Raw genomic sequence first — 23569 nt, forward strand, 5'->3', positions numbered from 1 at the left:
AAAAAGGTAAGAATACCAGTATTGAGAGCATGAAGAAACGGTTGGTCCGGTCTATTCTGGTTACGTTTGGCTACCGAATCACATTGACTGCAAATTTTTGTACCTGGTTCTTGTTATAGTGGAAAGAACTATACTCAGTGCGAATTGCTTTTTATACTGTAGTCATTCATTTATAAGGCGGAATAGTATGAATCGTCGTCAGAAAAAAAAGAAGAAAGTTGATCATTTAGCTTCAATCAAAGATAAGTTAAGTGCAGTTGACGTCTCTCAAGTGCGAAATCGTATTGCCGCTTTTTGGGCATTATTGCCGTCATTACATCGAAAGTTACTCTTAGTTCTTGCTCCCATTGTTATTATTTTGTTCTTCATTCCGATTCCAGAAGCTTCAAAAGATCCGCAAGAAGCTACCAGTCGAGTTGAATTAGAGATTAGTACTGTAGGATTGAGTGAACAAGCTGGAGCTAAGCAGCAACCTCTTCAATCCAATGACTGGCGTGAATATTTAGTACAGCAAGGTGATACGCTTGCCCAAGTATTTAGAAATAATAAGTTGTCTCAAGCTGATCTCAACGCTCTCGTCAAAATTGAAGGTCAAGATAAGCCGCTTAGTCAAATCAGAAAAGGTCAGTTGGTACGATTCAAACTGCAGGAATCTGGTCAATTAGATATACTTCAGTTAGAGAAAGGGACATCGTCAGTGATGTTTTTCCGCTTATCTGATGGTGGTTTTGGTCGCAGTAAATAGAGTTGATATTGGCTATCACACGAGTTTTTAAAGAAAGAGCTAGTTATTAGCTCTTTTTTTTTGGTCTTTTCAATGGAGCAAGTGGAAGGACAATCAGAAGGATACCAATTAATGTTATCCAGTCAGGTATCTCATCAAACCAAAGTGCCCCGAACAATGCAACGAAGATAAGCCCTGAATATTCCGCTAGGGCAATTTCGCTTGAATATGCCTTTTTATAAGCTAAAACCGCCAATCCGTTGTAGCCTAAAATCAGTGCTGCACTCAAAGCTATAAAGGCAATATTGGTATGACTGATTGGCTGCCAATACCCAACAGTTAATATAAGCGAGGTAGGTAAGGATAATATGGTTGTCCACCATAGGGTCGTTATTACAGTTTGCTCTTTGGGTAACTTTCTAACCAGTATATTGAAAAGCGCAAGAGTGCATGCTGTTCCTAATGCAAATAGCGCGGCCCAATGAAATTGAGATGGTCTAAGAACGATCAAAACCCCAACAAAACCTATTATTGTGGCTAAAACTTTCCCTGAAGCTGGCTTCTCATTAAGCAAAGCAACAGAAAGGGGCAGCATTAAGAGAGGAGCAGTGTAGAAAACTGCATTGGCGGTTGCTAGTGGTAAATAAGTGATAGCCATTACCATACAGCCGCTCCCAATAAGAATGAGGTGGGCTCTAATTAAAGTAATGCTTTTTTGTTGAAGTTTCTTTTGTGCTCTAGATTGTTTTAACCACAGAGGAGTGATTAAGACTAAGGAAAACAACTGGCGAATGAACATGTACTGGAAAGGTTGAACATCACCTTGTAGTGTTTTCACTGCCACATCTGACAATGAAGCAAAAAAATTCCCTGCAACCAAAAGTAGGATTCCAATTGTAATATTACTCATGGTTGCCTCTGTTTTACTTCTTTTCTAAGCGCATATCGATGTGCGGAATATCATCTTCTAGATACATGTCTGAAATTCTTTTAAATCCATGCTGCTCATAGTATTTTTCTAAGTGCTCTTGTGCTCCGATATCAATGGTTTGACTAGGGAATAATCTTTCAGTTTGGAGTAGAGCTTGAGTTAGTAATTTATGTCCTAACCCATTACCACGTGCAGATAAACGCGTGGCGACTCTACCAATACTGACATTATCGTAGGTGACACCTTGTGGAAGTAATCGCGCACATGCCACGAGTTCTGCGTCTTTATAACCAAGTAAGTGATGAACGCCGTTTACGGTATCTTTGCCGTCAAGCTCTGGATATGGGCATGTTTGTTCGACGACGAAAACATCGGTTCTTAATCGTAAGAGTTCGTACAACTGCTGAGTGGTGAGTTGTGAGAAAGGAATGCACTGCCACGTAATCATATTTTCATCCTGAATTAAATTATGGCAGTGAATGTATCAATAGCGTTGTGGTTAATCATTAACAATTGTTAATTAATGCAGCTTTCATTTACTAGAGCGATCGGTATTTAGACGCCTCTTTAAAAACGGTTATGAGTTATCCGCTATTCTCGCCTTAATCCTGCTTAGGCTGATTGCTGTGATCCCTAAATATGCCGCAACTTGGTTGTCATTCAGTCGCATCAAAAGGTCAGGATAATGTTCACAAAATAATTGGTAGCGTTGTTCTGGTGTATAAAGCAGCATGAAGCGTTCTTTGTTCTCTTTATACATTAATTGTGTCTCAAGCAACTTAAGGTAAAGAGGGTTATTTTGCTCTCGCCATTCGACAAGCCATTTCATTGGGATTTCTATCAAAGTAATAGGAGTGAGGGTTTCAAGTAAGTACGGAGAAGGCTGAGATTTGATTAAGCTTTCGAAGCCTATCACCCAATCATGCTCCCAGTAGAACTCTTTACTATACTGTTTTCCTTCCTCTGTTAGATAACAAGCATGGCACAACCCTTCAAGTATAAAGTAAATGGAGTCTGCCATTTCTCCTTGGTTCACTAAAATATGTCGTGTAGGAAGCTCTATCGATTTAGCGACAGAGATAAGAGACTCTATCTCTTGATCACTAAAGCTATAGTTTTTTAGTTGTTCAATAAACGCTGAATGCATGTGTATCACCTAAGCCAAATAACTGCAGAAATCATCGCACTTATTTAGGCTTAGGTATAGACACCGTCTAATGATCTTTATGTCTGACTTGTTGGGATTTAAAGCCCTGAAGTTAGGTTAAGTGATTGTTGATGTAGGCTTCTGCTTTGTCTCTTCCCATATACTTGCCTAAGGTTTTAAGTGGCACTTTAGGGAGATTGACGACAATTAAACCGTCTAAAGCATCGTTAAATGCGGGGTCGACGTTAAAACAAACCAGCTTTCCATTCATGCCTAAATACTGTCTCAGTAAGACAGGTAAGCCTTTTCCTTGCTCCATACGAGAAAGCACTTTCGATAATAAAGGTACGCTGGCAAGTGATGACAATAAGTGGTTTTGCCAAAAAACTTTCTTGTTAGTACTCAATGGAGAGAGTGGGCTGACTAAGTTCGCCTTTTCTTCATCGTAATGATGTATAGATAAAGTAGTCGCAATGAGTAAGCGGGCTGTGTGGCTGTAATCATTACTAATGCTAACAGGACCAAATAAGTGCGTATATTTCGGGTTACGAGCAACAAATGTCGCAATGCCTTTCCATAGCAATAGTAGTGAATTGAGATTCTTTTGATAGGCTTTACTGACAACGGATCTACCTAACTCAATGCTGTGATCTAAAGTATCGATAAATTCTTGGTTGTAGTTGAATAAGCTACGAGAGTAGAGGTGGCTTAAACCTTGTTCTGAGATAAGCTCGTCTACTAAACCTAATCGATATGCGCCTACTAGTTCTGACTTTTCGGTATTCCAAACAAATAGTTGGTTGTAATACAGGTCATATTCATCCAAATCACAGGCGAGACCGCTGCCTTCTCCCACTTCTCTAAAGCTCTCTTCTCTCACTCTGCCAATCTCTTGCATTAGATTAGGGATAACTTGGCTCGGTGTACAATACACTTCAAAAACACCTTGCTCTAAAAGCTTCATTTCGCTTGGAATCAATGCGACCTCTTGGCTGAGTATCTTAGGGTCGATGGCTGAAATTATTGAAGTATCAAACAATTGATTTGAGATGTCTTCCGAAAACTGGTCATCTTCTTGGCTCATTAAATAGGTATTCAAACGAAGGTAATTAACGATATCCATATCTTGTTCGAAAGATTTAATTTCAGAATAAGGAATCGCAGAACCAATAGAGATGGAAATTGTAGAAGCTCGCTTGTTCAGCAACTCTCGACCGAGCAATGCTGTTCTAAGCAAAGGGTGAACACGACCGGCTTGGTAAAACAGTTCGCTATTTTTGCCGTTGATGAAAATTGGCACTGTTGCAGCTTGATGGCGTTTAACAAACTTAGCGACAGACTTACTCCACTTGATATCGGTCAGAGTTCTGTCTTCCTTTGAATAACTTGATACCTCACCAGCAGGAAAAACAATGAGCACGCCACCATCAGCTAAGTGGTGATTGGCATCGCGAATCGCTTTTGCATTGGTTTGCTTAGCTTGCTTGTTATTAAAGACATCAACACCGATAAATAGCTCATCGAGTTCAGGTAAGCGTTTCAATAACTCATTAGCAAGCACCTTCACATCTTGACGTATGGATCCAACCAGATCGGCAAGGATCACTCCTTCAATTGCCCCTAAAGGGTGGTTAGCCACAATAACGACAGGACCTCCTGTTGGGATATTAGTGGTTGATCCCGCTGCAATACTATAATCAATATTTAACGCAGACAAAGTATGATGCATGAATTCAAAGCTCGATAGCTCGGCTGGGCGCTGTTGATATATTTGATCAAGCTTAGATAGCCCTGTTGCCCACTCGACAACAGACTCACCTAAACCGAAAGGTGTATAACGAGGTAAACGAAAAGGACTATCAATCATAATTATTCTGCCTTATTAATGAAGTTATAAAGAAAACCATTTTGATTTTTTAGATCTTTTACTGTGAGAAATGCACCGCATAGCCAAACGAGACATGCCATTCCAAATAACAAGCCACTGTCATATCCGATAATGTCACCTGTCGCATTAAACTCAGGCATTTGAATTCCGAGAGGCGTAAATAGGTGGAAGAAAATAGCGCCACTCATGATGCCGACACTCATGAGTGCTCCCATCCCATGAAACCTGCTGAAAAGTAGAAAGGCGGCAATAAGCTCTGCTATTCCAATGATATACCCACCGATTGATCCAAACCAATCAAGCCCAGACCATTCACCTAGAGTTCCAAATATATGGTCTGTTTCATATGAGCCTGTGAACTTAAAAAATAGCGACTGAATAAATACAAAAGCAATAAATGCTGAAGGAATATGTTTAAGTGGAGCGAATGTCATAGTGAATTCCTTAATTGATTAGCTGTGGCCAATTTTTATCGGCTTGCTGAATATGTGCATCTCTTTTTGTTTCCCAAAGATCTTTAATGTCTTGGTCATAATTGAGATACAACTTGTTGTTCACTATGCTCCACTGCAATGGATCTCCTGGCGCGAAGTCATTTTTAGCTGAAACTGCCCATGCACAATAGCCACCATATTGAGGAGCATATTTTTCAGGATTATTAACAAATAAAGTCAAATTGGTTTCAGTAGAAAAATACCAATCCGCACCTTTGTACTCTGTTGTGAATTGCTTGCTTCCTTTCACTGGCTTGTTCTGTGAAAAATAGGCAACGGTGTCATAGCCATCAAGGGCTTTGCTGCTGAAAATACCGGTATAAATTTCATCGTCGGCGAAAGATAAAGGGCTGAGCAGTAATAAGAATGCTGTCAGTAGTTTTCTCATAATATTCTCCATTTCTATGTGCTTAGTGCTTCTGAAAGATCAAAATTGGATCGGTTTTGGCTAATTTCGTTAGCTGTTATTTGGTGACTAGATAATTGATGTGGTGTGATTGTTTGGGGCTGGAGTGTTCCAGACTTCATTGATGGCTCTGTTAATGACAAGCATGGCGAACCAGGGCGGTAAAACATTGAGAAATCACCATTATTTGAATGCAAATGCGTAAAGCTAACGGTGTGTGCGTCTTCTCTGTGCATGCATGTCGACATGTGGCTGAAATCAGGGTGATGATGAGAATGAAAGGCAAGTAACGCTTCTTGTGATTTACCTGTTTGGGTCAGCTTTCGGTAAATGGTCTGGCGATAATGCACGACGTTAGATAAATCAAAGCCAGATGAAAATAAAGGCGAGTCAGTTTCATATATTGAGATTTGTTCACCATTCCACGCATAAGCCATAACCTTCGGGTTCAATAGGCTTAGATTCGGTGAGAAAACTAACAGCGTAAATGGTGCAAATTTCTCTATTTCAAGCTGCTGAAATTGTTGTGCGACTTGTTCTATGGTCGAACTGCTAGAAAGTTGCTTTAGTAATAGGCCGCGGCTTAAGAGTGAACCTGAAGAAAGCTTTCCTTGGTAGTTATTGAGTAAACATAAGGATAAGCCGAATTGATTCATGCTAATCCAACTCCCGCCACCCACAGGATCTAAAGGCATTAAGACGTCCACACCATTAAATGTGAATTTTTTAGGTGGCAACGCTAAGGCACGTGACTTTTGTTCATCACGGTTAAAAAAGACTTGGTAGCCTTTCTTTTCTAGTAGCCAAGATACTGAGCACATTTTATTGCTCCCTCAGGTAACTAGCAGTTGTTGGGGCGTAACCAAAAGCGTGGCAAGTTTGTATTTCTAAAAAAGTCGCGATCACTTTGATCATTGCGTAGTGGTGATTCGCGTGCAGAGCAGCAAAAGTGATCTCTCGTTCTATGTTTGATGGAATAGAATGAAAAACTTGGTTATTCATAGAGACTTCAGTTTCAATAGTGATCGCAGTACTGAGTAATGTTGGATCAACTTGTTTTAGCCAGTTAATGACATACTGGATCTCGGAGAGAGCTATCGTGCGCTCATTTTCTACTGCATGCCCTCTGCGACGAGTGTTGTAATCCACGGTTAGATCTTCTTGAGTGATGAGCGCATGAAAAAGATCGAGAGTGTGGCGTGTATGCTCACCAATAGAGCTTGTGATATGTGGCTTAGCACTGCATAGATAATCGCTATCTGAAATTGAGCAAAGAAATTCGTACCCTTGATTTAGAATTTCGATCGCTCCTGTCACACTTGAAGGCATAATTATCTGCGGCGTTGCCTTTCTTATTTGGTTCATTAAAAATCCTCGAAACTGGTTTGATTTTCTTTATGAGATAAAGGGTTCAATTCATCGTTTTTACTTTATCTGTACATTATGAATTTTGGGGAGATGCTTTAATCGGTGCTCGGGTATTGCTGCACAAGCCGCTTTTCATCTTGCCAAGCATTGAATAATTCTTTGAGTGGGGGAGTGCGGTGACCACGTTTTTTTTGTTGCGCGCCAATCTCAAATAAAATTCGATATTGCTGAAGTAATGTGGAAAAAATCTCTTTCAGAGGTGTATTTCGATCCCAGATATGCGCCGCTTCACTACTGGCTCCATTCACTTCTAGAATCGTAAAGTCTTTGCCTTGCATTAATGTTTGGATGTCTTTGAATTTGATATCTAAACGGCCGTAATAGAAGCCACCAAAATCATTGAAAATCGCATCCAACTTTTGGGTGAGTGCTTCAGATATGAATTGGTTACCGTTTCTGAAAATAGATCCACGGCTGTGGCTTCCGGCAAAAGCGAGTTGAAACTCTTCTTCGTTTTGAGGAATCCAATCTAGCTTGTCAGTGTGTCTTGGCAGATAAAGGTGGCTAAGTTGACCGGCTCTTGGGTGACTCTTGATAAGATCTTTAAGAGTATGTTCACCATCCCCAGTTACGGTTGGTGCATACTTCAAAGTGATCGAAATGATCTGCCCTTGCTTTTGCTCTGGATAGCGAACATAAAAGACACCCGCTTCAGCTTGATAAGGGGCTTTTTGCTGAAGTAAAAAACGCGCTTGATTTGGGAATGAATCAATATATTGCTCAAGTTGATCTTGTGTGTTGATCAGTTTGACTCCAGCTCCACGGCAACCTAGATCTGGTTTAGCCACAATTGGGAAATCTAGGTTTGATTGTTGCAGGGCAGAGTAAGCATCTTTTGCTTGTTTTTGAGCATTAAGATCCGTTTTGGTCAGTGTGATAAAAGGCGAGATCCACGGTTGGCTTTGCTTACCCGCTAAGCTCAAAATGTCGTGCTTGGATTCACCGACCATGCCGCTGAGCTTGATACTAGGGTTAGCAATAAGTGGTAACCCTAAGTCTTGATGCTGTAGCCCTTGGAGTAAGCTTTGCACGAAGACAGGGGTATAGAAAAACCAACTCGGCAGGAACTCATAAGGCGACACACTGCGTTTGGTATCTTCTTCTAATGGTGGCATACCCGCATTGATCTTATGAGGTGGAATACACTGGATTGCATTTAGTAAGCTCATGACAGCCCTCTTGAGTAAGTTCTATTAAGCAGACGATTGGCAGTAATTAATAATAAGATTGCACAAGGGATTACAGCCCATTGGTACTGAGTGGCTTGTAACCAAGCTGAAGAACCTAAGTAATAGATGATTGAGAAAACAAGACAGGTCCAAATTGCCGTAGCACTGAGTACAGCGGCAAGAAAGACAGGAATGGATACAGAGAAGAAACCACTAAGAGTAAAACCTACGGTTCTTAGCCCAGGAATGAAGCGAATGATGAATAAATTCATGAAGGCGTTTTTATGTAGCCTATGATGCAAAGCTCTGAAGTGACGGTTGGTCAGTGCTTTATAACGAACCCCGCGGAAGTAACGGCCAGAATGCCCTAAGTAATACAAGGCAAGATCACCCGTCGCAATACCAATGAAAATGGCGAATAAAGCAAGTTCAGGTGGCATCACTTTTTGTACTGCCAGCCCCGCAGCCGTGACTATGGCTAAGTCTTCTAATAAGTAAGACAAAGCAATAATAGCGAGCATTAGCCATCCAACTGACTGTTCGCCAGAATTTAGGAATACTTGAATACTCTCTGTGATGCCCATAAATATCGCCTTTGCTTTCTAGTGCTAATTGGTAAATGGATATTTGGTTATCAATTTGTTACCAATTAATTGTAGTTAAATAGTAGACAGGGGCTGATACAAAAAAATTACAGATTGAAATCGTTTTTTTACTAAGACGTTTATTTTCGAAGACTTTTAAATCTGGTGGGTAAGGGGACTAAATAGATAAATGAGGAGCTAATTAAGCGAAATAAGGCAGAAGGAGAGGGTTGAATAGGTGATGATTAGAAAATTAGAAATAAAAAAGGCTGAGTAAAACTACTCAGCCTTTATCGTTTAAGTGTATCGAATTACTTTAGATTTGCTTATTTCGATAAATCGATTTGGTAAACAGCAAAACCAACATCGTCAGTCGCTACACGCTTCATCGGGTATTGACCTTTATCTTTGATGAACTGCGCGGCTTTCTCACTTGGAGACGTTTCGAAACGGATATCAAGTTTCTTATCGGTAGTAATAGGAGCAAAAGACCAGTTGTTGTCAGCCGTTGGGCTTACTTGACCTTGCTCTTTGCTTACTCGGGAAATGTAGTTCGCAAGAACGGTGCGGTTTTCATCTGGTGCATCAAATGCGATGAAGTCTTCACCTGTCCCCGGGAATTTGTTGCTGTAAGCGCGGTAGTTGTTGGTCGCGATAAGGAAGTCTTGCTTCATATCAATAGGTTTACCTTGGTAAGTAAGACCAACAATACGCTGTGAATCAGGGTTAACCACTTTACAATTAGCATCGTATTTTGCAGGTTGAGTTACGTCGATTTGGTAATCCACACCATCAATAACGTCGAAGTTGTAAGTGCGAAAGTTATCCCACTCAATCAATTGTTGCGGTGCTGTTGAGTTCACATCGACTTGATTGAATTGACCTGAAGAACATTCAAGCCATTCTTTTACTTCATGACCTGTAACTTTCATCGCTACTAGCGTGTTCGGGTAAAGATATAAGTCAGCTGCGTTACGGAAAGTGAGCTGACCTGACTCTACTTCAGTGAAGTTAGCTGGGTCATTCTTACGACCGCCTGCTTTAAATGGTGCCGCGGCTGAAAGCACTGGAATACCGTCTAGATCTGGGTCACCTTGAATGAAACGCTCAACGTAATCTTTTTGTGCAAGGTTAACAATTTGGATAGTTGGATCATCTTGAACTAGAGATAGGAAGCTGTACATCACATCGTCTGCTTTACCAATGGGTTGGTTAACAAACTCTCGAGTACCCGCGTGATCTTTTTCTAGTGCAGTGACGATACCTTCATCAGCTGCCGCTAAAGATTTTTTCTCAATTTTATCGTAGATAGGGCGAGCTTCAGATTGACCTTTTACCACGCTCCACTTACCGTCTTTTTGTGCAAGTGTTAGGTCCATAACACCAACGTGGCTACCCCAACGACCAGGCATAACAGCAGCAACGCCATTCATGGTTCCAGCTTCGTTATCAATACCTTGGATGTCGTCAAATCCTTTACCAGGGAAAACCGCGTGCGCGTGACCAAAAGCAATCGCATCAATACCTTCTACTTCAGATAGGTAAAAAGTCGAGTTTTCTTCGCCTTGCTTGTACGGATCGGTTGAAACTCCAGAGTGAGGAATTGCAACAATCACTTCAGCGCCTTCCGCTTTCATTTGAGGTACTAACTCGTTAGCGGTTTCAATGATATCGCGAGCGATGACTTTACCTTCAAGGTTCTTCTTATCCCACGTCATGATTTGCGGTGGAACAAAACCGATGTAACCGACTTTTACTTCGTGTTCTACACCAGCAGTATCTGCAAAAGTATGTGTCTTGATAATGTAAGGCGTGAAGTAGTGTTCTTTGGTTTCTGCGTCGTAAACGTTCGCGCTAATGTATGGAAAATCAGCGTCGTTGATTGATTCTTCTAGGAACTCTAGACCATAGTTGAACTCGTGGTTACCTAGGTTTGCCGCATCGTAGCTCAGTTGGTTCATTGCTTTGTAAGCTGGGTGAACTTCACCGGCTTCGATGCCTTTGTCTGCCATGTAGTCACCCATAGGGCTACCTTGCAGCAAGTCACCGTTATCCACTAATACGTTGTTGGTTACTTCTTTTTGAGCTTCTTTTACGAGAGTTGCAGTACGTGCTAAACCAATTTTTTTAGATGGTTTATCTTTGTAGTAATCGTAGTCCATAAGGTTGGTATGGATGTCAGTAGTTTCTACAACACGTAAATTAATCACTTCATCAGTATCAGGTGTCGTTGTGCAACCTGAAAGTGTCAGGCCTAAACCAGCAAGTACTGCCAGAGATAAAGGTTTCATAGCAACTTTCATTATGTAGCTCCAAAGTGGATAAAAGAAAATACGTTGCGTAATGTAACAAATTTTAATGAAACGCAGATTACGGTGAATGTTAAAACGTGACTTGTCTCTATTACTTGATGCCGTTCTGCTATTTGTTACCTCAGTATGTATACAAGTTCATCACATTTAACCGCTAAATGTTGGCTTTGTTAAATCTCTATAATTCATCGATTTATTTTCCCTTATCAGCTTTTCGAATAAAAAATGAAATTTTAGAATTTCCAGTAATATAAGGAGCTGGTCATAATGCCTATATCAAGGATGCACTCGGCAGTGACTAGCAACGGATCGCTCAACAATAATATTCCCCTAGTTAGTGCCGAAGTCCGACTCACCGTCATTGGTGAATAAGTCAAATCCCATGCTTGGTTAGCCAAGTAATGAATTGCTCGTGAAGCGAGCCTTAAAGGAAGCACTGAAATGGACCAAGAACGTTTAACCCACTTAAAACAGCTAGAAGCGGAAAGTATTCATATTATCCGTGAAGTTGCCGCTGAGTTTGATAATCCGGTAATGATGTACTCAATCGGTAAAGATTCATCTGTGATGCTTCATTTAGCTCGTAAAGCTTTTTACCCAGGAAAAATTCCTTTCCCTCTATTGCATGTAGATACCGATTGGAAATTCCGCGAAATGATTGAATTCCGTGATCGCACAGCCAAGAAATACGGTTTTGACCTATTGGTACACAAAAACCCAGAAGGCATCGAAATGGGATGTAACCCATTTGTGCATGGTTCTTCTAAGCACACCGATATCATGAAAACTCAAGGGTTGAAGCAGGCGTTAAACAAATACGGTTTTGATGCTGCTTTCGGTGGTGCTCGACGTGATGAAGAAAAATCACGAGCAAAAGAGCGTGTGTATTCGTTCCGAGATAAAAACCACACGTGGGATCCAAAAAACCAACGTCCGGAATTATGGCGTACTTATAACGGTCAAGTGAATAAAGGCGAAAGTATTCGTGTGTTCCCTTTATCTAACTGGACTGAGCTGGACATCTGGCAGTACATCTACCTAGAAAATATCGAAATTGTTCCACTTTACCTTTCTGAAAAGCGCCCTGTAGTTGAGCGTGATGGCATGCTGATCATGGTTGATGACGACCGTATGAAGCTTGAAGAAGGTGAAGTGATTGAAGAGAAAAGCGTTCGTTTCCGTACTTTAGGCTGCTACCCACTGACTGGTGCGGTGGAGTCTGAAGCAAATACGTTAACAGGCATTATTGAAGAAATGCTGGTGGCGACGTCAAGTGAGCGTCAAGGGCGAGCGATCGACCATGACCAATCTGGTTCTATGGAGCTGAAAAAGCGCCAAGGTTATTTCTAAGAGTCTAAGGAAAGAAGAATGAATAGTGCAGTAGAAGCCGAACTAGCCGAGCTAGGAATTGAAGGCTACCTAAGCCAACACCAACATAAATCAATGCTTAGATTTTTGACTTGTGGCTCTGTAGATGACGGAAAAAGTACTCTAATTGGACGCTTGCTCCACGATACAAAACAAATTTATGAAGATCAGCTAGCAGCGGTTCACTCTGACAGCCAACGTGTTGGTACTACTGGTGAGAAACCAGATTTAGCTTTGTTAGTAGATGGTCTACAAGCAGAGCGAGAGCAGGGTATAACCATTGATGTTGCGTACCGTTATTTCTCTACGCAAAAACGTAAGTTCATCATCTCTGATACACCAGGGCATGAGCAATATACGCGTAACATGGCAACGGGTGCTTCAACGTGTGATCTCGCTGTGATCTTAATTGATGCTCGTAAGGGCGTATTGGATCAAACGCGTCGTCACTCTTTCATATCTAACCTACTAGGTCTGAAACACTTTGTTGTTGCGGTAAACAAAATGGATCTTGTGGATTACTCACAAGAACGTTTTGAAGAGATTCGTGATCAATACTTAGAGTTTGCAGAAAACTTGGAAGGTGAAACTAACATCCAAATCATTCCAGTTTCAGCTCTGGAAGGAATTAATGTTGCTTCTGAAAGCAAAGAACTCGCTTGGTTTGAAGGTCCTTCATTACTTGAAGTGCTTGAGAATGTAGACATTGATCAAAAGCGATCGTCAGGTGAGTTCCGCTTCCCTGTGCAATATGTCAACCGACCTAATCTCGATTTCCGCGGGTTTTCAGGCACGGTTGCCTCTGGTCGAGTAAGTGTTGGCGATGAAATCAAAGCACTTCCTTCTGGTAAAAAATCAAAAGTAGCGCGCATCGTTACTTTTGATGGCGACTTAGAGTCAGCGCAAGCTGGGTTAGCCGTAACACTTACGTTAGAAGATGAAATTGATATCAGCCGTGGTGATTTGATTGTACTGGAAAGTGCTCAGGTTGAATCGACAAACCATATTCTTGCAGACGTTGTTTGGATGACTGAGCAGCCGTTACAAGCTGGTCGTGATTACGATATTAAAATTGCGGGTAAGAAAACGGTTGGTCAGGTGCAGGCAGTTAAACATCAATACGACATCAATAACTTATCAAGCTATGAAGCGAGTGAATTACCGCTGAATGGTATCGGACTTTGTGAATGGTCTCTCAATGAAACCGTCGCGCTTGATAAGTACCGAGAAAGTGCTGATACCGGTGGTTTTATTATCATTGACCGTCTCACGAATGTAACGGTTGGTGCTGGTTTGATCCGTGACCGTTTAGATTCAGTTGAGCAGCAAGTCGGTAATTTCTCTGCGTTCGAGATTGAGTTTAATGCACTTGTTCGTAAGCATTTCCCACATTGGGATGCGAAAGATTTAAGTCAGTTATTGAAATAATTCAGAACTGAATTAAAGACTAATAGGCGGAGGCATTCGCTTCCGCCATTAAGGATAAGTTTATGTGGGAACAAGGATTTGTATTAGCGATTTTGCTTGGCATCATAACTTGCCTACTGGTCACTCGAATTAAACCAAGTTACATTTTTGCCAGTGCCGCATTCATTGCGTTCATGGCTGGTTTAATTGATCTTACAAGCTTAGCGACCAATTTTACCAATTCATCTTTACTGACTCTTATTCTTCTTATTCTTGCGTCTAGTGCGTTGGAGAAAACTCGCTTAATTAGCTGGGTTAGCCGTAATATTTCAGAAGGTCGGCTAGGTACAGTTGTAGCAAAGTTGGGTATTTCCACAGCGTTACTTTCATCTTTTACCAATAATACCGCGGTTGTGGTTTCATTGATCGGAGCGATCAAACGAAATCAGCAGCACGCACCATCAAAACTATTAATCCCTTTATCTTACGCTGCCATTTTAGGTGGCACGCTGACTTTGATCGGAACGTCAACCAACTTGATCATCAACAGCTTTGTAGAAGATGTGGGTTTACCCAGTTTAAATTTTTTCGCTCCGACATTGATCGGTTTAGCTGTGCTGGTGGGCGGGGTGCTGATCCTTATTCCATTAAGCTATCTACTGCCTGCCTATGACGATGGATCGCAAGATGATCTTCCTTACTTTTTAGAGGCTCGCGTTGAACCTGGCTCTCCTCTTGTTGGGCGTAGCGTGAGCGAAAATAATCTAAGAGCATTAAGAAAACTGTTTCTAGCGGAAGTGATTCGAGATGGGCAAACGACCGCATCCATTGACCCAGACTTTGTTTTACAAGCCAGAGATAGACTGCTGTTTTGTGGTGATGTAGAAAGTGTGGCGACACTGCAAGAAATTCAAGGTCTCACTCTATTTGGTCAGCACCATTTGAATGGTCAAAACTTTGTGGAAGTCGTGGTCAGTTCATCTGCAAGCTTTTGTAATAAAACTTTAAAAACCAGCCAGTTCAGAGATAAATTCGATGCTGTGGTGGTAGCGATTCGCCGTGGTCACGAAAGGCTTGAGGGCGGATTAGGTAATATTACTTTAGCCGCTGGCGATACTTTAATTTTAGTTCCTGGTAAGCGTTTCGAAGAACAACGTCAGCAACACAATAAAGAATTTGTGTTGATGAATGACCTAGATTCTAGCGCCAAGCTTGATGGCGATAAATCTACTTTCGTACTGCTAGGGTTTGCTGCTGTCATTGGCTTTTCACTTGCGGGCATTGCGCCAATCATTAAAGGATTAGCGGTATTCTTATTACTGCTGGTAGTTTTTGGAGTGGTTCAGCTTAGTGAGTTACGTAGACGTTTTCCGGTTGATATTGTTGTTATTGTTGGCTCTGCACTGTCGATTGCACAATTGATGATTTCATCAGGCTTATCTGAAAGGATGGGGCTGATGTTCATGGAAGCATTTAACGGCTGGGGCGTCTTTGGTGCTCTGGTTGCAACTTACTTGATGACACTGGTACTGACTGAACTTGTTACAAACAACGCTGCTGCCGCTCTTTCATTTCCAATTGGCTACAGTATGGCAATTGGGTATGGCGTTGATCCAATGCCGTTTATTATGGCGGTATTATTCGGTGCGAGTGCCAGTTTTATTTCTCCTTATGGTTATCAAACAAACCTGCTTGTTTACAGTGTTGGCAATTACCATATTACGGATTACCTACGTATTGGTATTCCCATCTCGATTGTATATTCGGTATTAGTATTGAGTTTGATCCCTTACTTTTTTCCATTCTAATGTTGTTCACTTAAAGGACTAACCATGACGACTTCTCTTAAGCCAAAAGATGAGAATATTGTTTGGCATCAACACTCGGTTGATAAAGAATTTAGAGCAAATATAAAGTCACAGAAACCAGCTGTACTTTGGTTTACTGGATTATCTGGTTCAGGTAAATCTACCGTTGCTGGGGCACTTGAAACCCGTTTAGCTCAACTTGGTTACCATACCTATTTGCTTGATGGCGATAATGTTCGCCATGGTTTATGCAGTGATTTAGGTTTTTCAGAGCAAGACAGACGTGAAAATATACGCCGCATTGGTGAGCTTGCAAAACTGATGGCAGATGCCGGGTTAATTGTTTTATCTGCGTTTATTTCGCCTCATCAAGCCGAGCGAAAATTAGTTCGTGACTTATTGCCTGAAGGTGAGTTTTTAGAAGTGTTCGTGAATACTCCTTTGGAGATCTGCGAGCAGCGAGACCCTAAAGGGTTGTATAAAAAGGCAAGAGCAGGGGAGATCCCGAATTTTACAGGTATTAGCTCTGTGTACGAAGCGCCTGAAAATCCTGAAATCGACTTACTTGCAGGAGATAAATCATTAGAAGAGTTGGTCGATCAGTGTGTGACAAGCCTTAAAGAGCGCGGCATCTTAGCTTCGTAAAAGAACGAGGAATGAGTCATTACCAAGAGAGTAAATAAGAGACTAAATAAGAGACTAAGCAAATAAAAGACCAAGTTAGTTAATCAAAGATGAGTTAACTAACTTCGTCAATTTATTGATTTGTTTCGTTCTTGCCTAGTTCGACTGTTGATTTCTTAATATCCAAGCAATTCGTTTCGTCAGTTTAAACAGTGTGATGAACACTGCTTTTCGCTTCAGTTTGCACCGTGAACTTCTGACTTAATAATGCGATGAGCTGGTCATAATACTGAATGTTCGGCTTATTACCGAGTAATTTACAAAGCTCATTCCCCGTTGGGCTAAAGCGATAATAGATCAGTTTCACGCCCTTTGTGATGGGCAGTAAACTCATGTTTTTACCTTGATAAACAAGGCTTAGAGCAGGATCAAAATCAATTTCACCGGACTCTAATTCCGTTCCCAAAATTAATCCTAATTCAATCAGGTGCAATAAACTTGAATAGGGTAATTGATGCCCACCAAGATTGATCGTGTTGGTCGTATCACGCTTACCGAAACTAAAAATCCCACCATGAGCTTTAAATCCGAGTAACAATTTTCGGCTGCTATCACTACCAAAGCTACACGCTAACGATGCCGCTCTTTGAAGGTTTTGAGCTTCTCTTGGTGTCATATCTTGCAGCGCTTGTAACGCTTTCATTGACGTTGAACCGGGGTTGGTGACTTCTCGTTTAAGTACTTGAGCCCAGAGCCTTTGCATGGATGTGTTGTGGATGTCTTGTGCCATATCGAAGAAGCGGTAAAGCCAGTCTTGATCGGGATCACCTGCGGTTTCATCTTTGCATGAAGAATGCGCGAGCTTCAGAATCTGTTCCAAATTCTTTTGTCTTTGTTCTTTTCGTTTCTTTTCCCTTAAGAGTGCCCTTTCAATTAAAGACTTATCGGTACTCTCTGACTTTGTCGAACTTCCTGACTCTTTGAACAAAGCGTCTAAACCAAAACTTTGAGCAATACTAAGCACTCGGCTTGCACTGTCTTTTATGTAGGCTTTTTTTTCGTGATGAGACGATTTTTCATGGTGAGATGAGTTGCGAGCTGTATTGTCATGCTCAATGACGACGGGCTGTTTGTTTTCAGACATAAGAATACCGTAAAGGAAAACTGTAACTGATTAAAATGTAACTCTTTATTATCAGAGTTGCTAGATACTGATGTCACAAGGAAGAGACATTACAAAATTTAGCTTCAGGTAATGATAATAAAATGTTAAATTTGTTGTGTTTATTATGGAGGGAATATGAGTCAAGTGAATGACAATAAGCTGAAAAAGCAGCTCACATTAGGTTTAATACTGGTCAGTTATGTGGCTTTACTAGCTTATCTATCTAAGTATATTGCTTAAAATAGATAAGCTAGCCAGTTATCACCTTGTTATGTGTATGGTGTCATACATTTAACTTTTATGTGTAACGTTAAGATGAATAAAGCAATTCATTGAAGGTTACATATCATCATAAGCTTCAATTTCGATCCCATCGATCAAGTATCCTGTCTCAGCTAAATCATGGCTGATGTTTTCTGTCTTAAGTGTTCCCACGACATAAATCACATCCCATAACTCCTGTATTGGAGCGCCTTTAGGGAATTTCACATAAATGATTTGGTTCGGTGGTGGTGGTGGTACATGGATGCACGCTCCGAAGTATGGGACGAGTAAGAATTCGGTGATCATGTCAGCATCACCTTCTAATGGAATAACAAACCCAGGAATTTTAACTTTGCTGCCGTTTAGCTCAGGTCGAATTGCTCCTAGCTTTGATTGTTCCGGTTTTTCTTGCGAGTGATCAACTGCAGGCATTCCAAATGGGTCTAAAAATGACTGTTCAGATTCAGGGATCAGATCGATCCAGTCAAGATTAAGCAAAGCATCATTACTGATGGTGCTATCACTTTCTTGTGTTGTCTGGTTATCTGCTGTGCTTCCTGAATTTGCTACGCTGTAAAAAGGGATGAAGACTAACCCTATAAGCAGCAATAATTTATGCTTCATTGTTAAATCCTGTACTAAATTCTAATTGTCATGCCATCTGCCAGTGATTGGCGGTAGGCACGAAATGCTGGAATGAAACCAATAATAATGCCAGCAACTTGCACAAGCATAAGTAATTGCCATTCATGTGATGTAATCGCTGATATGGATATATTGATGCCGTAGTGTTGCTGAATTATCGGTGCTGTTATCGTAATTAATGCAAATAAAGTCGTCACTCCAAGCATGATTCCTAAGAAGGTCAGCGCACTTGCTTCGCTGATCAATAGGCTGAATACGTGCCTTGGCCTTGCGCCCATTGCTCTTAAGATTGCCATTTCTCGACGACGCTCTTGTAAGCTGGTTAATAAGCTGCTCAACATGCCAAGTAACCCTGCCACAACGACAAACCCTGACACTATGAGTAGTGCTTGTTCTGCTACTGCCATCATTCCCCATAATTCATAAAGGGCAATACCCGGCATAATGGCGCTCAGTGGTTCTTGGCGATAGGTGTTGATTTCTCTTTGCAAAGCAAAAGTTTGAATTTTGGAATTTAAGCCCAGCATCATCGCGGTGATTTGCTGTGGTTCAAATGTATGCGCTTTGAGTTTTTCAACATCGGGCTTGTAGCCTAAGTTTGCTCCTGACTCCCAACCAACATGAATAGCTTCTATTGCTTCTAGTGAAACATGAACGGTTTTATCTACAGGTGTACCTGTCGGAGCTATTATGCCCACAACAGTAAAGGGAAGGTCATCGTGACGGCTGAAAGCCACATCACTGAGCCCATGAGCAAGCGTGATTTTATCGCCAATTTTGTAGCCTAATTGTTTGGCTACATCTGACCCTAGCACCGTTTCAAAAAGGCTATTGAACTCTGTGCCTTGTTGTAATGTTAGTAACTGCTTACTTCCATATCGGTAGTGTTCAAAATAGCTGTGATTGGTGCCCATGACTCGAAAGCCTTTATGAGAATCACCAAGTGAAATCGGCACTGCCCATTTCACTGATTTATGCTGGCTGAACTCTTCATAGCTTTTCCAATCGATATTATTGGTCGCATTACCAATGCGGAAAACAGAATACAGCAAAAGGTTTACTTGCCCAGAGCGACCGCCCACGATGAGGTCAGTACCTGAAATCGTATTGGCAAAGCTGCTTTTTGCTTGAGTTCTAACGCGCTCCACACCTAATAGTAAAATGACCGAAACGGCTACCGTTAAGATAGTCAAAATAGCGGTAGCTTTACGGTTAAGTACGCTCTTAAACGCTAAGTGAGTAATTACTTTCATAGTGTTACCTGCGCTTCATTAACCGTCGTTAAATCAATACTACGCTTGAAAAGTTTTTCTAACGTCGGGTCGTGACTAACAAAAATAAGCGTTGAACCTGCTTGGTTTGCTTGTTCCATGAGTAACTCTATGAAGAGTTCTCGATTGTCGTGATCCAATGCAGAAGTGGGTTCATCTGCGATAATAATCTTGGGTTGACCTATCAAAGCTCGCGCAGCAGCAACCCTTTGTTGCTGTCCAATACTTAACTCGATTACAGGCTTATCCATGAGCGCTTTTGGTAGCTGTAATCTATCGAGTAATTCGCGTGCTGTTGCTTTTAGAACACCAGTCACTTGCTGCTTACGTACTTTGGAAAATTGGCAAGGTAGAGTGACGTTATCTATTACTGATAGATATGGCAATAGGTTGAACTGTTGGAAAATGTAACCGATGTTATCTGCGCGAAACATATCACATTGACGTGGGGATAATTGGGTGAGGTCTTCCCCTAGAATCGTCACTTGCCCTTGTTGAGCTTTGTTTATACCGGTTAATAACCCGAGTAGGGTTGATTTGCCACAGCCACTTGGTCCTTTGATGAACAAGTGTTCTTGGTGTTTGATCTGTAATGATGAGATTTCAAGAGTGGCAGGTAAATCCGCTTTCCAACGAAATTGTACATCACGGAGTTCAACGACAAGTGGTGAGCTTGTATCTGACATAGTCGCTCCTAAATAGCGGTGTAATAAATACAATATAACCAGCCAAGTAAGTAGCTACTTACTTGGCTGGCATTGTACGGTTTCAATGTAGACTATATAGCCAGATTAAAAGCGAAAACTAACTTGTTTTGGTGTGAGTTTTTGTTGAACTTGTTTTGTATCTGTCAGCAAGTTCACTGTCATTGACTCTGTGCTAGTGAATGTTGAGAACCATTGAGTACTGATTGAGTCCAGTTTGTTGATTGCAGAACAATCGTAGTGGTATTCCACAGTAAACTCACCGTGACCGCCTTCTGAATGGTCGTGCCCTTTGTGATCATCATGACCTTCATGAGCGTCATGGTCATGTTTGTCATCATGGTGCTCGTGACCTTCATGAGTGTCATGGTCATGTTTGTCATCGTGGTGCTCGTGACCTTCATGAGTGTCATGGTCATGTTTGTCATCATGGTGGTCGTGACCTTCATGAGCGTCGTGGTCATGTTTGTCATCATGGTGGTCGTGACCTTCATGATCGTCATGGTCATGTTTGTCATCGTGGTGGTCGTGACCTTCATGAGCGTCATGGTCATGTTTGTCATCGTGGTGATCATGACCTTCGTGAGCATGATGCTCTTCTTGCTCTAATGAGTTTGAAACGGATTTAAATTTAAGTTCACACTGCGCGTTGCTAAAAGCGAATAAGTTTTCTGGTTGGTTAAGCATTGCGGTTGCATGCTCTAGTGCTTTTATTTGCTCAGGTGTTGTTGGAGCGTGTTCAAAACCAACAACATCAGAACCTGGAGCTGTGACCTCGATTAATAACTCATTGTTATCTTGTGCAATGTTAACTTCTACATGTCCATGAACATGTGCATCGTGTGAGCGAAAGTGTTCTTCTGCTAAAGCTGAGTGAGAAGCAGTAAGACCGATACATAATGAGATTAAAGTACGTTTCATTTGAGTTTTCCTAAAGAATTAAAAGTTAAAGTAATAAGTTAACTGACAATGCTTGGTGGAGAACGTGCCAAGTAGGCGAAATAAAGTCTCTTTACCTTTTGTATCGCAAGTGGCTGAGAAGTTTCAAATTTCTGTTTTACTTGAGGCAATGTAACGGGCGTATGTGCTAGCCCAAATTGGATAGCAGAAAATAGTTCGCATTGATGATGTAAATGGTGATGGGGCGCGTCGTCAATGGCATGAGCAATAGCAGCAACATTCAGCATAAGTACGAGTACTAACGCTAAATAGCTCCCACGCTGTAATGTCACTAAAGATTTATGCCGCATGTAGAAATGAATACCATAGATGCAAAAAGGATACTGTTACAATATAACAATATCCTTTAGGTAGGTCTTCAAAAAGAAGTAATAAATGATTATAGGCTGGTTTTAATTAGAGTAATCACGTTAGCAATTTCAGTTTCAGTCAATGAACCTTCTTTTACGAATAAAACTTTGCCTTGCTTGTCTTGAATGATAATAGCAGAGCTTTCTTCCTGTAGAGACCAAGAGCTTGCTACTTGCCCATCTTCATCTAAAACCATTGATGACCAAGGAAATTCTTCTTTACTGTCTTCCGCAGAAGATTTCACAAACGATCCTGTCCCCCAAATGGAATCATCTTGGTTGATGACTGTTGTGGTTTGGTAGTCATTTTCAGAGAACTTAGCCGCCGTAATAGCAGCCATTAAAGGCGCATTCATTTCCTTTGAGCTGCTTCTTCCTGCAATGGCTTGGATGACGCGTACTTTTCCTAAAAGATCATTGGTCGACCAAGTTTGGTAGTCCGTATTGCCGTCTTTAAGAATTATTTCACCGTAGCTACTTACTTCAACAGCTGGCACTGAGCCGCCAACTGAAAGGTTATGAGCGTTTGCGAATAGTGGAGAGGCTGTTAGTAGTAGAGCAAGTAGAGTTTTGTTTTTCATTATATTTTTATTCCGCTAGTTGGTTTGCCTTGGAAGTATAATATGAAATTAGAAAATTGCTTTGTTAACTTTCTTATCGTGCGCTATAGAAAGGTGTTGCAGATATGTTATCGATGAGTATAATGTACGCTATACCGACTTGGTACACGATCATGTTGGTTTAGCTAAAGGAATTAGCTGAAAATAAGGTAAATTTGAACACCTAAGTGAATACTGTTTTACCCCAAATGGAATTGAGGTTGTATATGCTCCGTGAATTTTCTACATACCGTCCACGTCAAGTGGCGCGTTTCGTTAAAGTTTTGTTTAAAGGTCAGTTTGCAATTGAAGGAATCGGCGAATTTCGATTCGATCAAGGCAAGGTTCTTCTTCCCGAAATTTCAGACAAACAAAAACTGACCATTTTTAAAGAAGTGAATGGCACGATTGCAGGCTTACCCGTTTAATCTTTTGCATTAAGCATTAAGGTCTTTGATGGCGAGCAATTTAGCTTTTTAGTGCGGTATGAAGAAATGGCTTCCAGAGAGGAAGCCATTTTTATATCTGATTTACATTGTTATATCTGATTTATATGGTGAGCTCTAAATTGGCTTATTTTATTCAGCTAAGCTTGGCGGGAAGCAAACCCCTGTACCACCTAAACCGCAGTAACCTTCTGGATTTTTAGCTAGGTATTGCTGGTGGTAAGTTTCAGCATAAAAATACTGACCTGCCGGCAGGATTTCTGTCGTCACGGTATTACCAAGTGATTGAGAAAGCGCTGCTTGATATTGCTCTTTAGATTGTAATGCAACGTTCTGCTGGTCTTCGCTAAATGTATAAATCGCGGAACGATATTGAGTGCCTCGGTCATTACCTTGCTGCATTCCCTGTGTAGGGTCATGACGTTCCCAGAATGTTTGGAGCAGTTGGCTTAGTGGCAAAACTTGGCTATCAAAAATCACTCTTACCATTTCAGTATGACCAGTTTGAGCAGTACATACTTGTTCGTATGTTGGGTGTTTAGTAAACCCACCAGCATAGCCAACAGAAGTTGAGACAACGCCATCTAAGTTCCAAAAAAGTCGTTCAGCTCCCCAAAAGCATCCCATGCCAAGCAGTACTTGTTGTTGATTGCCTTCTGGTGCTTTAGTTAAGTCAGTTTGATTGACAAAATGTGGTTCAGTGACTTCAATTCTTTGCTCATTTCCTGCAAGCGCATCATTGGCTGTTACCATGTCTTGTTTGTTAATCATTATTCATCCTTTTCTATTCTTTGATTCGCTGTTTTGGCATGCATCAGCCAGTACAAATTTATTCGCTTATAACCTTCGGTAGAGCCATTTCAATATAGCTTTCA

General features: G+C 41.2%; 24 protein-coding genes and 1 pseudogene. 6 read left to right on the forward strand and 19 right to left on the reverse strand.

The genetic code is table 11. The features are described from left to right. Positions 1 to 187: 187 nt before the first annotated feature. Positions 188 to 745, forward strand: a complete 558-nt coding sequence (locus F0226_RS09750; protein ID WP_171735450.1) for a LysM-like peptidoglycan-binding domain-containing protein — start codon at positions 188 to 190, stop codon at positions 743 to 745. A 46-nt stretch (positions 746 to 791) separates the two neighbouring features. Here the strand turns inward: F0226_RS09750 and F0226_RS09755 are convergent, their stop codons facing one another. The 11 genes and pseudogenes from F0226_RS09755 to F0226_RS09805 all read right to left on the reverse strand — a co-directional run bounded on the left by F0226_RS09755 (position 792) and on the right by F0226_RS09805 (position 11074). After that, positions 792 to 1634: a DMT family transporter gene (locus F0226_RS09755; RefSeq protein WP_171735451.1), complete on the reverse strand. Its 843-nt coding sequence runs from the start codon at positions 1632 to 1634 to the stop codon at positions 792 to 794. 13 nt (positions 1635 to 1647) lie between these two features. Beyond that, positions 1648 to 2103 carry a GNAT family N-acetyltransferase gene (locus F0226_RS09760; RefSeq protein ID WP_171735452.1) on the reverse strand — a complete coding sequence of 152 codons (456 nt, stop codon included), beginning with the start codon at positions 2101 to 2103 and terminating at the stop codon, positions 1648 to 1650. A gap of 129 nt (positions 2104 to 2232) precedes the next feature. Continuing rightward, on the reverse strand, positions 2233 to 2802 hold the full coding sequence (locus F0226_RS09765; RefSeq protein WP_171735453.1) for a Crp/Fnr family transcriptional regulator: 570 nt from the start codon (positions 2800 to 2802) through the stop codon (positions 2233 to 2235). 112 nt (positions 2803 to 2914) lie between these two features. Beyond that, positions 2915 to 4669, reverse strand: a complete 1755-nt coding sequence (locus tag F0226_RS09770; RefSeq protein WP_171735454.1) for a lysophospholipid acyltransferase family protein — start codon at positions 4667 to 4669, stop codon at positions 2915 to 2917. Positions 4670 to 4671: 2 nt separating this feature from the next. After that, entirely contained in the window at positions 4672 to 5124 is a 453-nt protein-coding gene (locus tag F0226_RS09775; protein WP_171735455.1) for a hypothetical protein, read from the reverse strand. A 10-nt stretch (positions 5125 to 5134) separates the two neighbouring features. After that, complete coding sequence (locus F0226_RS09780) at positions 5135 to 5572, reverse strand: YHS domain-containing (seleno)protein (protein ID WP_171735456.1); 438 nt, start codon at positions 5570 to 5572, stop codon at positions 5135 to 5137. Between the two features lie 161 nt (positions 5573 to 5733). After that, positions 5734 to 6411 (reverse strand): annotated as a pseudogene (locus tag F0226_RS09785) (NRDE family protein); the annotation flags it as partial. Between the two features lies 1 nt (position 6412). Beyond that, a complete protein-coding gene (locus F0226_RS09790) occupies positions 6413 to 6919 on the reverse strand; it encodes a hypothetical protein (RefSeq protein ID WP_171735517.1) in 507 nt (168 codons plus the stop codon). A gap of 134 nt (positions 6920 to 7053) precedes the next feature. After that, positions 7054 to 8187 carry an ATP-grasp domain-containing protein gene (locus F0226_RS09795; RefSeq protein WP_171735458.1) on the reverse strand — a complete coding sequence of 378 codons (1134 nt, stop codon included), beginning with the start codon at positions 8185 to 8187 and terminating at the stop codon, positions 7054 to 7056. Beyond that, positions 8184 to 8771, reverse strand: a complete 588-nt coding sequence (locus F0226_RS09800) for a DedA family protein (protein ID WP_171735459.1) — start codon at positions 8769 to 8771, stop codon at positions 8184 to 8186. Before F0226_RS09800 ends, F0226_RS09795 begins: the two co-directional genes overlap by 4 nt. Positions 8772 to 9097: 326 nt before the next feature. After that, positions 9098 to 11074 (reverse strand): bifunctional 2',3'-cyclic-nucleotide 2'-phosphodiesterase/3'-nucleotidase, encoded by a 1977-nt coding sequence (locus F0226_RS09805; protein ID WP_171735460.1) that lies wholly within the window; start codon positions 11072 to 11074, stop codon positions 9098 to 9100. Positions 11075 to 11488: 414 nt separating this feature from the next. On the opposite strand from F0226_RS09805, the gene cysD reads away from it, so the two are divergent. The 4 genes from cysD (at position 11489) to cysC (ending at position 16311) form a co-directional block, all read left to right on the forward strand. After that, positions 11489 to 12433 (forward strand): sulfate adenylyltransferase subunit CysD, encoded by a 945-nt coding sequence (gene cysD / locus F0226_RS09810; protein WP_261856030.1) that lies wholly within the window; start codon positions 11489 to 11491, stop codon positions 12431 to 12433. Positions 12434 to 12451: 18 nt separating this feature from the next. Then, positions 12452 to 13879 carry a sulfate adenylyltransferase subunit CysN gene (cysN, locus tag F0226_RS09815; RefSeq protein ID WP_171735461.1) on the forward strand — a complete coding sequence of 476 codons (1428 nt, stop codon included), beginning with the start codon at positions 12452 to 12454 and terminating at the stop codon, positions 13877 to 13879. Between the two features lie 62 nt (positions 13880 to 13941). Next, entirely contained in the window at positions 13942 to 15666 is a 1725-nt protein-coding gene (locus tag F0226_RS09820) for an SLC13 family permease (protein ID WP_171735462.1), read from the forward strand. Between the two features lie 24 nt (positions 15667 to 15690). Continuing rightward, entirely contained in the window at positions 15691 to 16311 is a 621-nt protein-coding gene (gene cysC / locus F0226_RS09825; RefSeq protein ID WP_171735463.1) for an adenylyl-sulfate kinase, read from the forward strand. 184 nt (positions 16312 to 16495) lie between these two features. On the opposite strand, the gene F0226_RS09830 is transcribed toward cysC, so the two are convergent. The 7 genes from F0226_RS09830 to F0226_RS09860 form a co-directional block, all read right to left on the reverse strand. Beyond that, positions 16496 to 17434 (reverse strand): TIGR03899 family protein, encoded by a 939-nt coding sequence (locus F0226_RS09830; protein WP_171735464.1) that lies wholly within the window; start codon positions 17432 to 17434, stop codon positions 16496 to 16498. A 360-nt stretch (positions 17435 to 17794) separates the two neighbouring features. Next, complete coding sequence (locus F0226_RS09835) at positions 17795 to 18343, reverse strand: DUF3299 domain-containing protein (RefSeq protein ID WP_171735465.1); 549 nt, start codon at positions 18341 to 18343, stop codon at positions 17795 to 17797. 14 nt (positions 18344 to 18357) lie between these two features. Beyond that, positions 18358 to 19617 (reverse strand): ABC transporter permease, encoded by a 1260-nt coding sequence (locus tag F0226_RS09840; protein ID WP_171735466.1) that lies wholly within the window; start codon positions 19615 to 19617, stop codon positions 18358 to 18360. Next, a complete protein-coding gene (locus tag F0226_RS09845; RefSeq protein ID WP_171735467.1) occupies positions 19614 to 20321 on the reverse strand; it encodes an ABC transporter ATP-binding protein in 708 nt (235 codons plus the stop codon). The genes F0226_RS09840 and F0226_RS09845 overlap by 4 nt, the downstream gene beginning before the upstream one ends. 105 nt (positions 20322 to 20426) lie before the next feature. Next, the gene (locus F0226_RS09850) at positions 20427 to 21260 is read right to left on the reverse strand and encodes a DUF2796 domain-containing protein (protein ID WP_171735468.1); all 834 of its coding nucleotides are present in this window, start codon (positions 21258 to 21260) and stop codon (positions 20427 to 20429) included. A gap of 38 nt (positions 21261 to 21298) precedes the next feature. Further along, positions 21299 to 21589, reverse strand: coding sequence for a DUF2607 family protein (locus tag F0226_RS09855; RefSeq protein ID WP_171735469.1), 291 nt, complete (start codon positions 21587 to 21589; stop codon positions 21299 to 21301). Between the two features lie 89 nt (positions 21590 to 21678). Further along, positions 21679 to 22230 (reverse strand): YtfJ family protein, encoded by a 552-nt coding sequence (locus F0226_RS09860; protein WP_171735470.1) that lies wholly within the window; start codon positions 22228 to 22230, stop codon positions 21679 to 21681. A gap of 245 nt (positions 22231 to 22475) precedes the next feature. Here F0226_RS09860 and F0226_RS09865 point away from each other — a divergent pair, with 245 nt between their 5' ends. Further along, positions 22476 to 22676 carry a DUF1107 family protein gene (locus F0226_RS09865; RefSeq protein WP_137375166.1) on the forward strand — a complete coding sequence of 67 codons (201 nt, stop codon included), beginning with the start codon at positions 22476 to 22478 and terminating at the stop codon, positions 22674 to 22676. 150 nt (positions 22677 to 22826) lie between these two features. On the opposite strand, the gene msrA is transcribed toward F0226_RS09865, so the two are convergent. Beyond that, positions 22827 to 23465 (reverse strand): peptide-methionine (S)-S-oxide reductase MsrA, encoded by a 639-nt coding sequence (gene msrA / locus F0226_RS09870; RefSeq protein ID WP_171735471.1) that lies wholly within the window; start codon positions 23463 to 23465, stop codon positions 22827 to 22829. Between the last annotated feature and the right edge of the window lie 104 nt (positions 23466 to 23569).

Origin of the sequence: Vibrio sp. 99-70-13A1, assembly GCF_013114625.1 — a bacterium.
GTDB lineage: Bacteria > Pseudomonadota > Gammaproteobacteria > Enterobacterales > Vibrionaceae > Vibrio.

Coding starts and splice junctions, on each gene's coding strand:
- F0226_RS09750 (WP_171735450.1), top strand. CDS start 188: ATGAATCGTCGTCAGAAAAAAAAGAAGAAAGTTGATCATTTAGCTTCA.
- F0226_RS09755 (WP_171735451.1), bottom strand. CDS start 1,634: ATGAGTAATATTACAATTGGAATCCTACTTTTGGTTGCAGGGAATTTT.
- F0226_RS09760 (WP_171735452.1), bottom strand. CDS start 2,103: ATGATTACGTGGCAGTGCATTCCTTTCTCACAACTCACCACTCAGCAG.
- F0226_RS09765 (WP_171735453.1), bottom strand. CDS start 2,802: ATGCATTCAGCGTTTATTGAACAACTAAAAAACTATAGCTTTAGTGAT.
- F0226_RS09770 (WP_171735454.1), bottom strand. CDS start 4,669: ATGATTGATAGTCCTTTTCGTTTACCTCGTTATACACCTTTCGGTTTA.
- F0226_RS09775 (WP_171735455.1), bottom strand. CDS start 5,124: ATGACATTCGCTCCACTTAAACATATTCCTTCAGCATTTATTGCTTTT.
- F0226_RS09780 (WP_171735456.1), bottom strand. CDS start 5,572: ATGAGAAAACTACTGACAGCATTCTTATTACTGCTCAGCCCTTTATCT.
- F0226_RS09790 (WP_171735517.1), bottom strand. CDS start 6,919: ATGCCTTCAAGTGTGACAGGAGCGATCGAAATTCTAAATCAAGGGTAC.
- F0226_RS09795 (WP_171735458.1), bottom strand. CDS start 8,187: ATGAGCTTACTAAATGCAATCCAGTGTATTCCACCTCATAAGATCAAT.
- F0226_RS09800 (WP_171735459.1), bottom strand. CDS start 8,771: ATGGGCATCACAGAGAGTATTCAAGTATTCCTAAATTCTGGCGAACAG.
- F0226_RS09805 (WP_171735460.1), bottom strand. CDS start 11,074: ATGAAAGTTGCTATGAAACCTTTATCTCTGGCAGTACTTGCTGGTTTA.
- cysN (WP_171735461.1), top strand. CDS start 12,452: ATGAATAGTGCAGTAGAAGCCGAACTAGCCGAGCTAGGAATTGAAGGC.
- F0226_RS09820 (WP_171735462.1), top strand. CDS start 13,942: ATGTGGGAACAAGGATTTGTATTAGCGATTTTGCTTGGCATCATAACT.
- cysC (WP_171735463.1), top strand. CDS start 15,691: ATGACGACTTCTCTTAAGCCAAAAGATGAGAATATTGTTTGGCATCAA.
- F0226_RS09830 (WP_171735464.1), bottom strand. CDS start 17,434: ATGTCTGAAAACAAACAGCCCGTCGTCATTGAGCATGACAATACAGCT.
- F0226_RS09835 (WP_171735465.1), bottom strand. CDS start 18,343: ATGAAGCATAAATTATTGCTGCTTATAGGGTTAGTCTTCATCCCTTTT.
- F0226_RS09840 (WP_171735466.1), bottom strand. CDS start 19,617: ATGAAAGTAATTACTCACTTAGCGTTTAAGAGCGTACTTAACCGTAAA.
- F0226_RS09845 (WP_171735467.1), bottom strand. CDS start 20,321: ATGTCAGATACAAGCTCACCACTTGTCGTTGAACTCCGTGATGTACAA.
- F0226_RS09850 (WP_171735468.1), bottom strand. CDS start 21,260: ATGAAACGTACTTTAATCTCATTATGTATCGGTCTTACTGCTTCTCAC.
- F0226_RS09855 (WP_171735469.1), bottom strand. CDS start 21,589: ATGCGGCATAAATCTTTAGTGACATTACAGCGTGGGAGCTATTTAGCG.
- F0226_RS09860 (WP_171735470.1), bottom strand. CDS start 22,230: ATGAAAAACAAAACTCTACTTGCTCTACTACTAACAGCCTCTCCACTA.
- F0226_RS09865 (WP_137375166.1), top strand. CDS start 22,476: ATGCTCCGTGAATTTTCTACATACCGTCCACGTCAAGTGGCGCGTTTC.
- msrA (WP_171735471.1), bottom strand. CDS start 23,465: ATGATTAACAAACAAGACATGGTAACAGCCAATGATGCGCTTGCAGGA.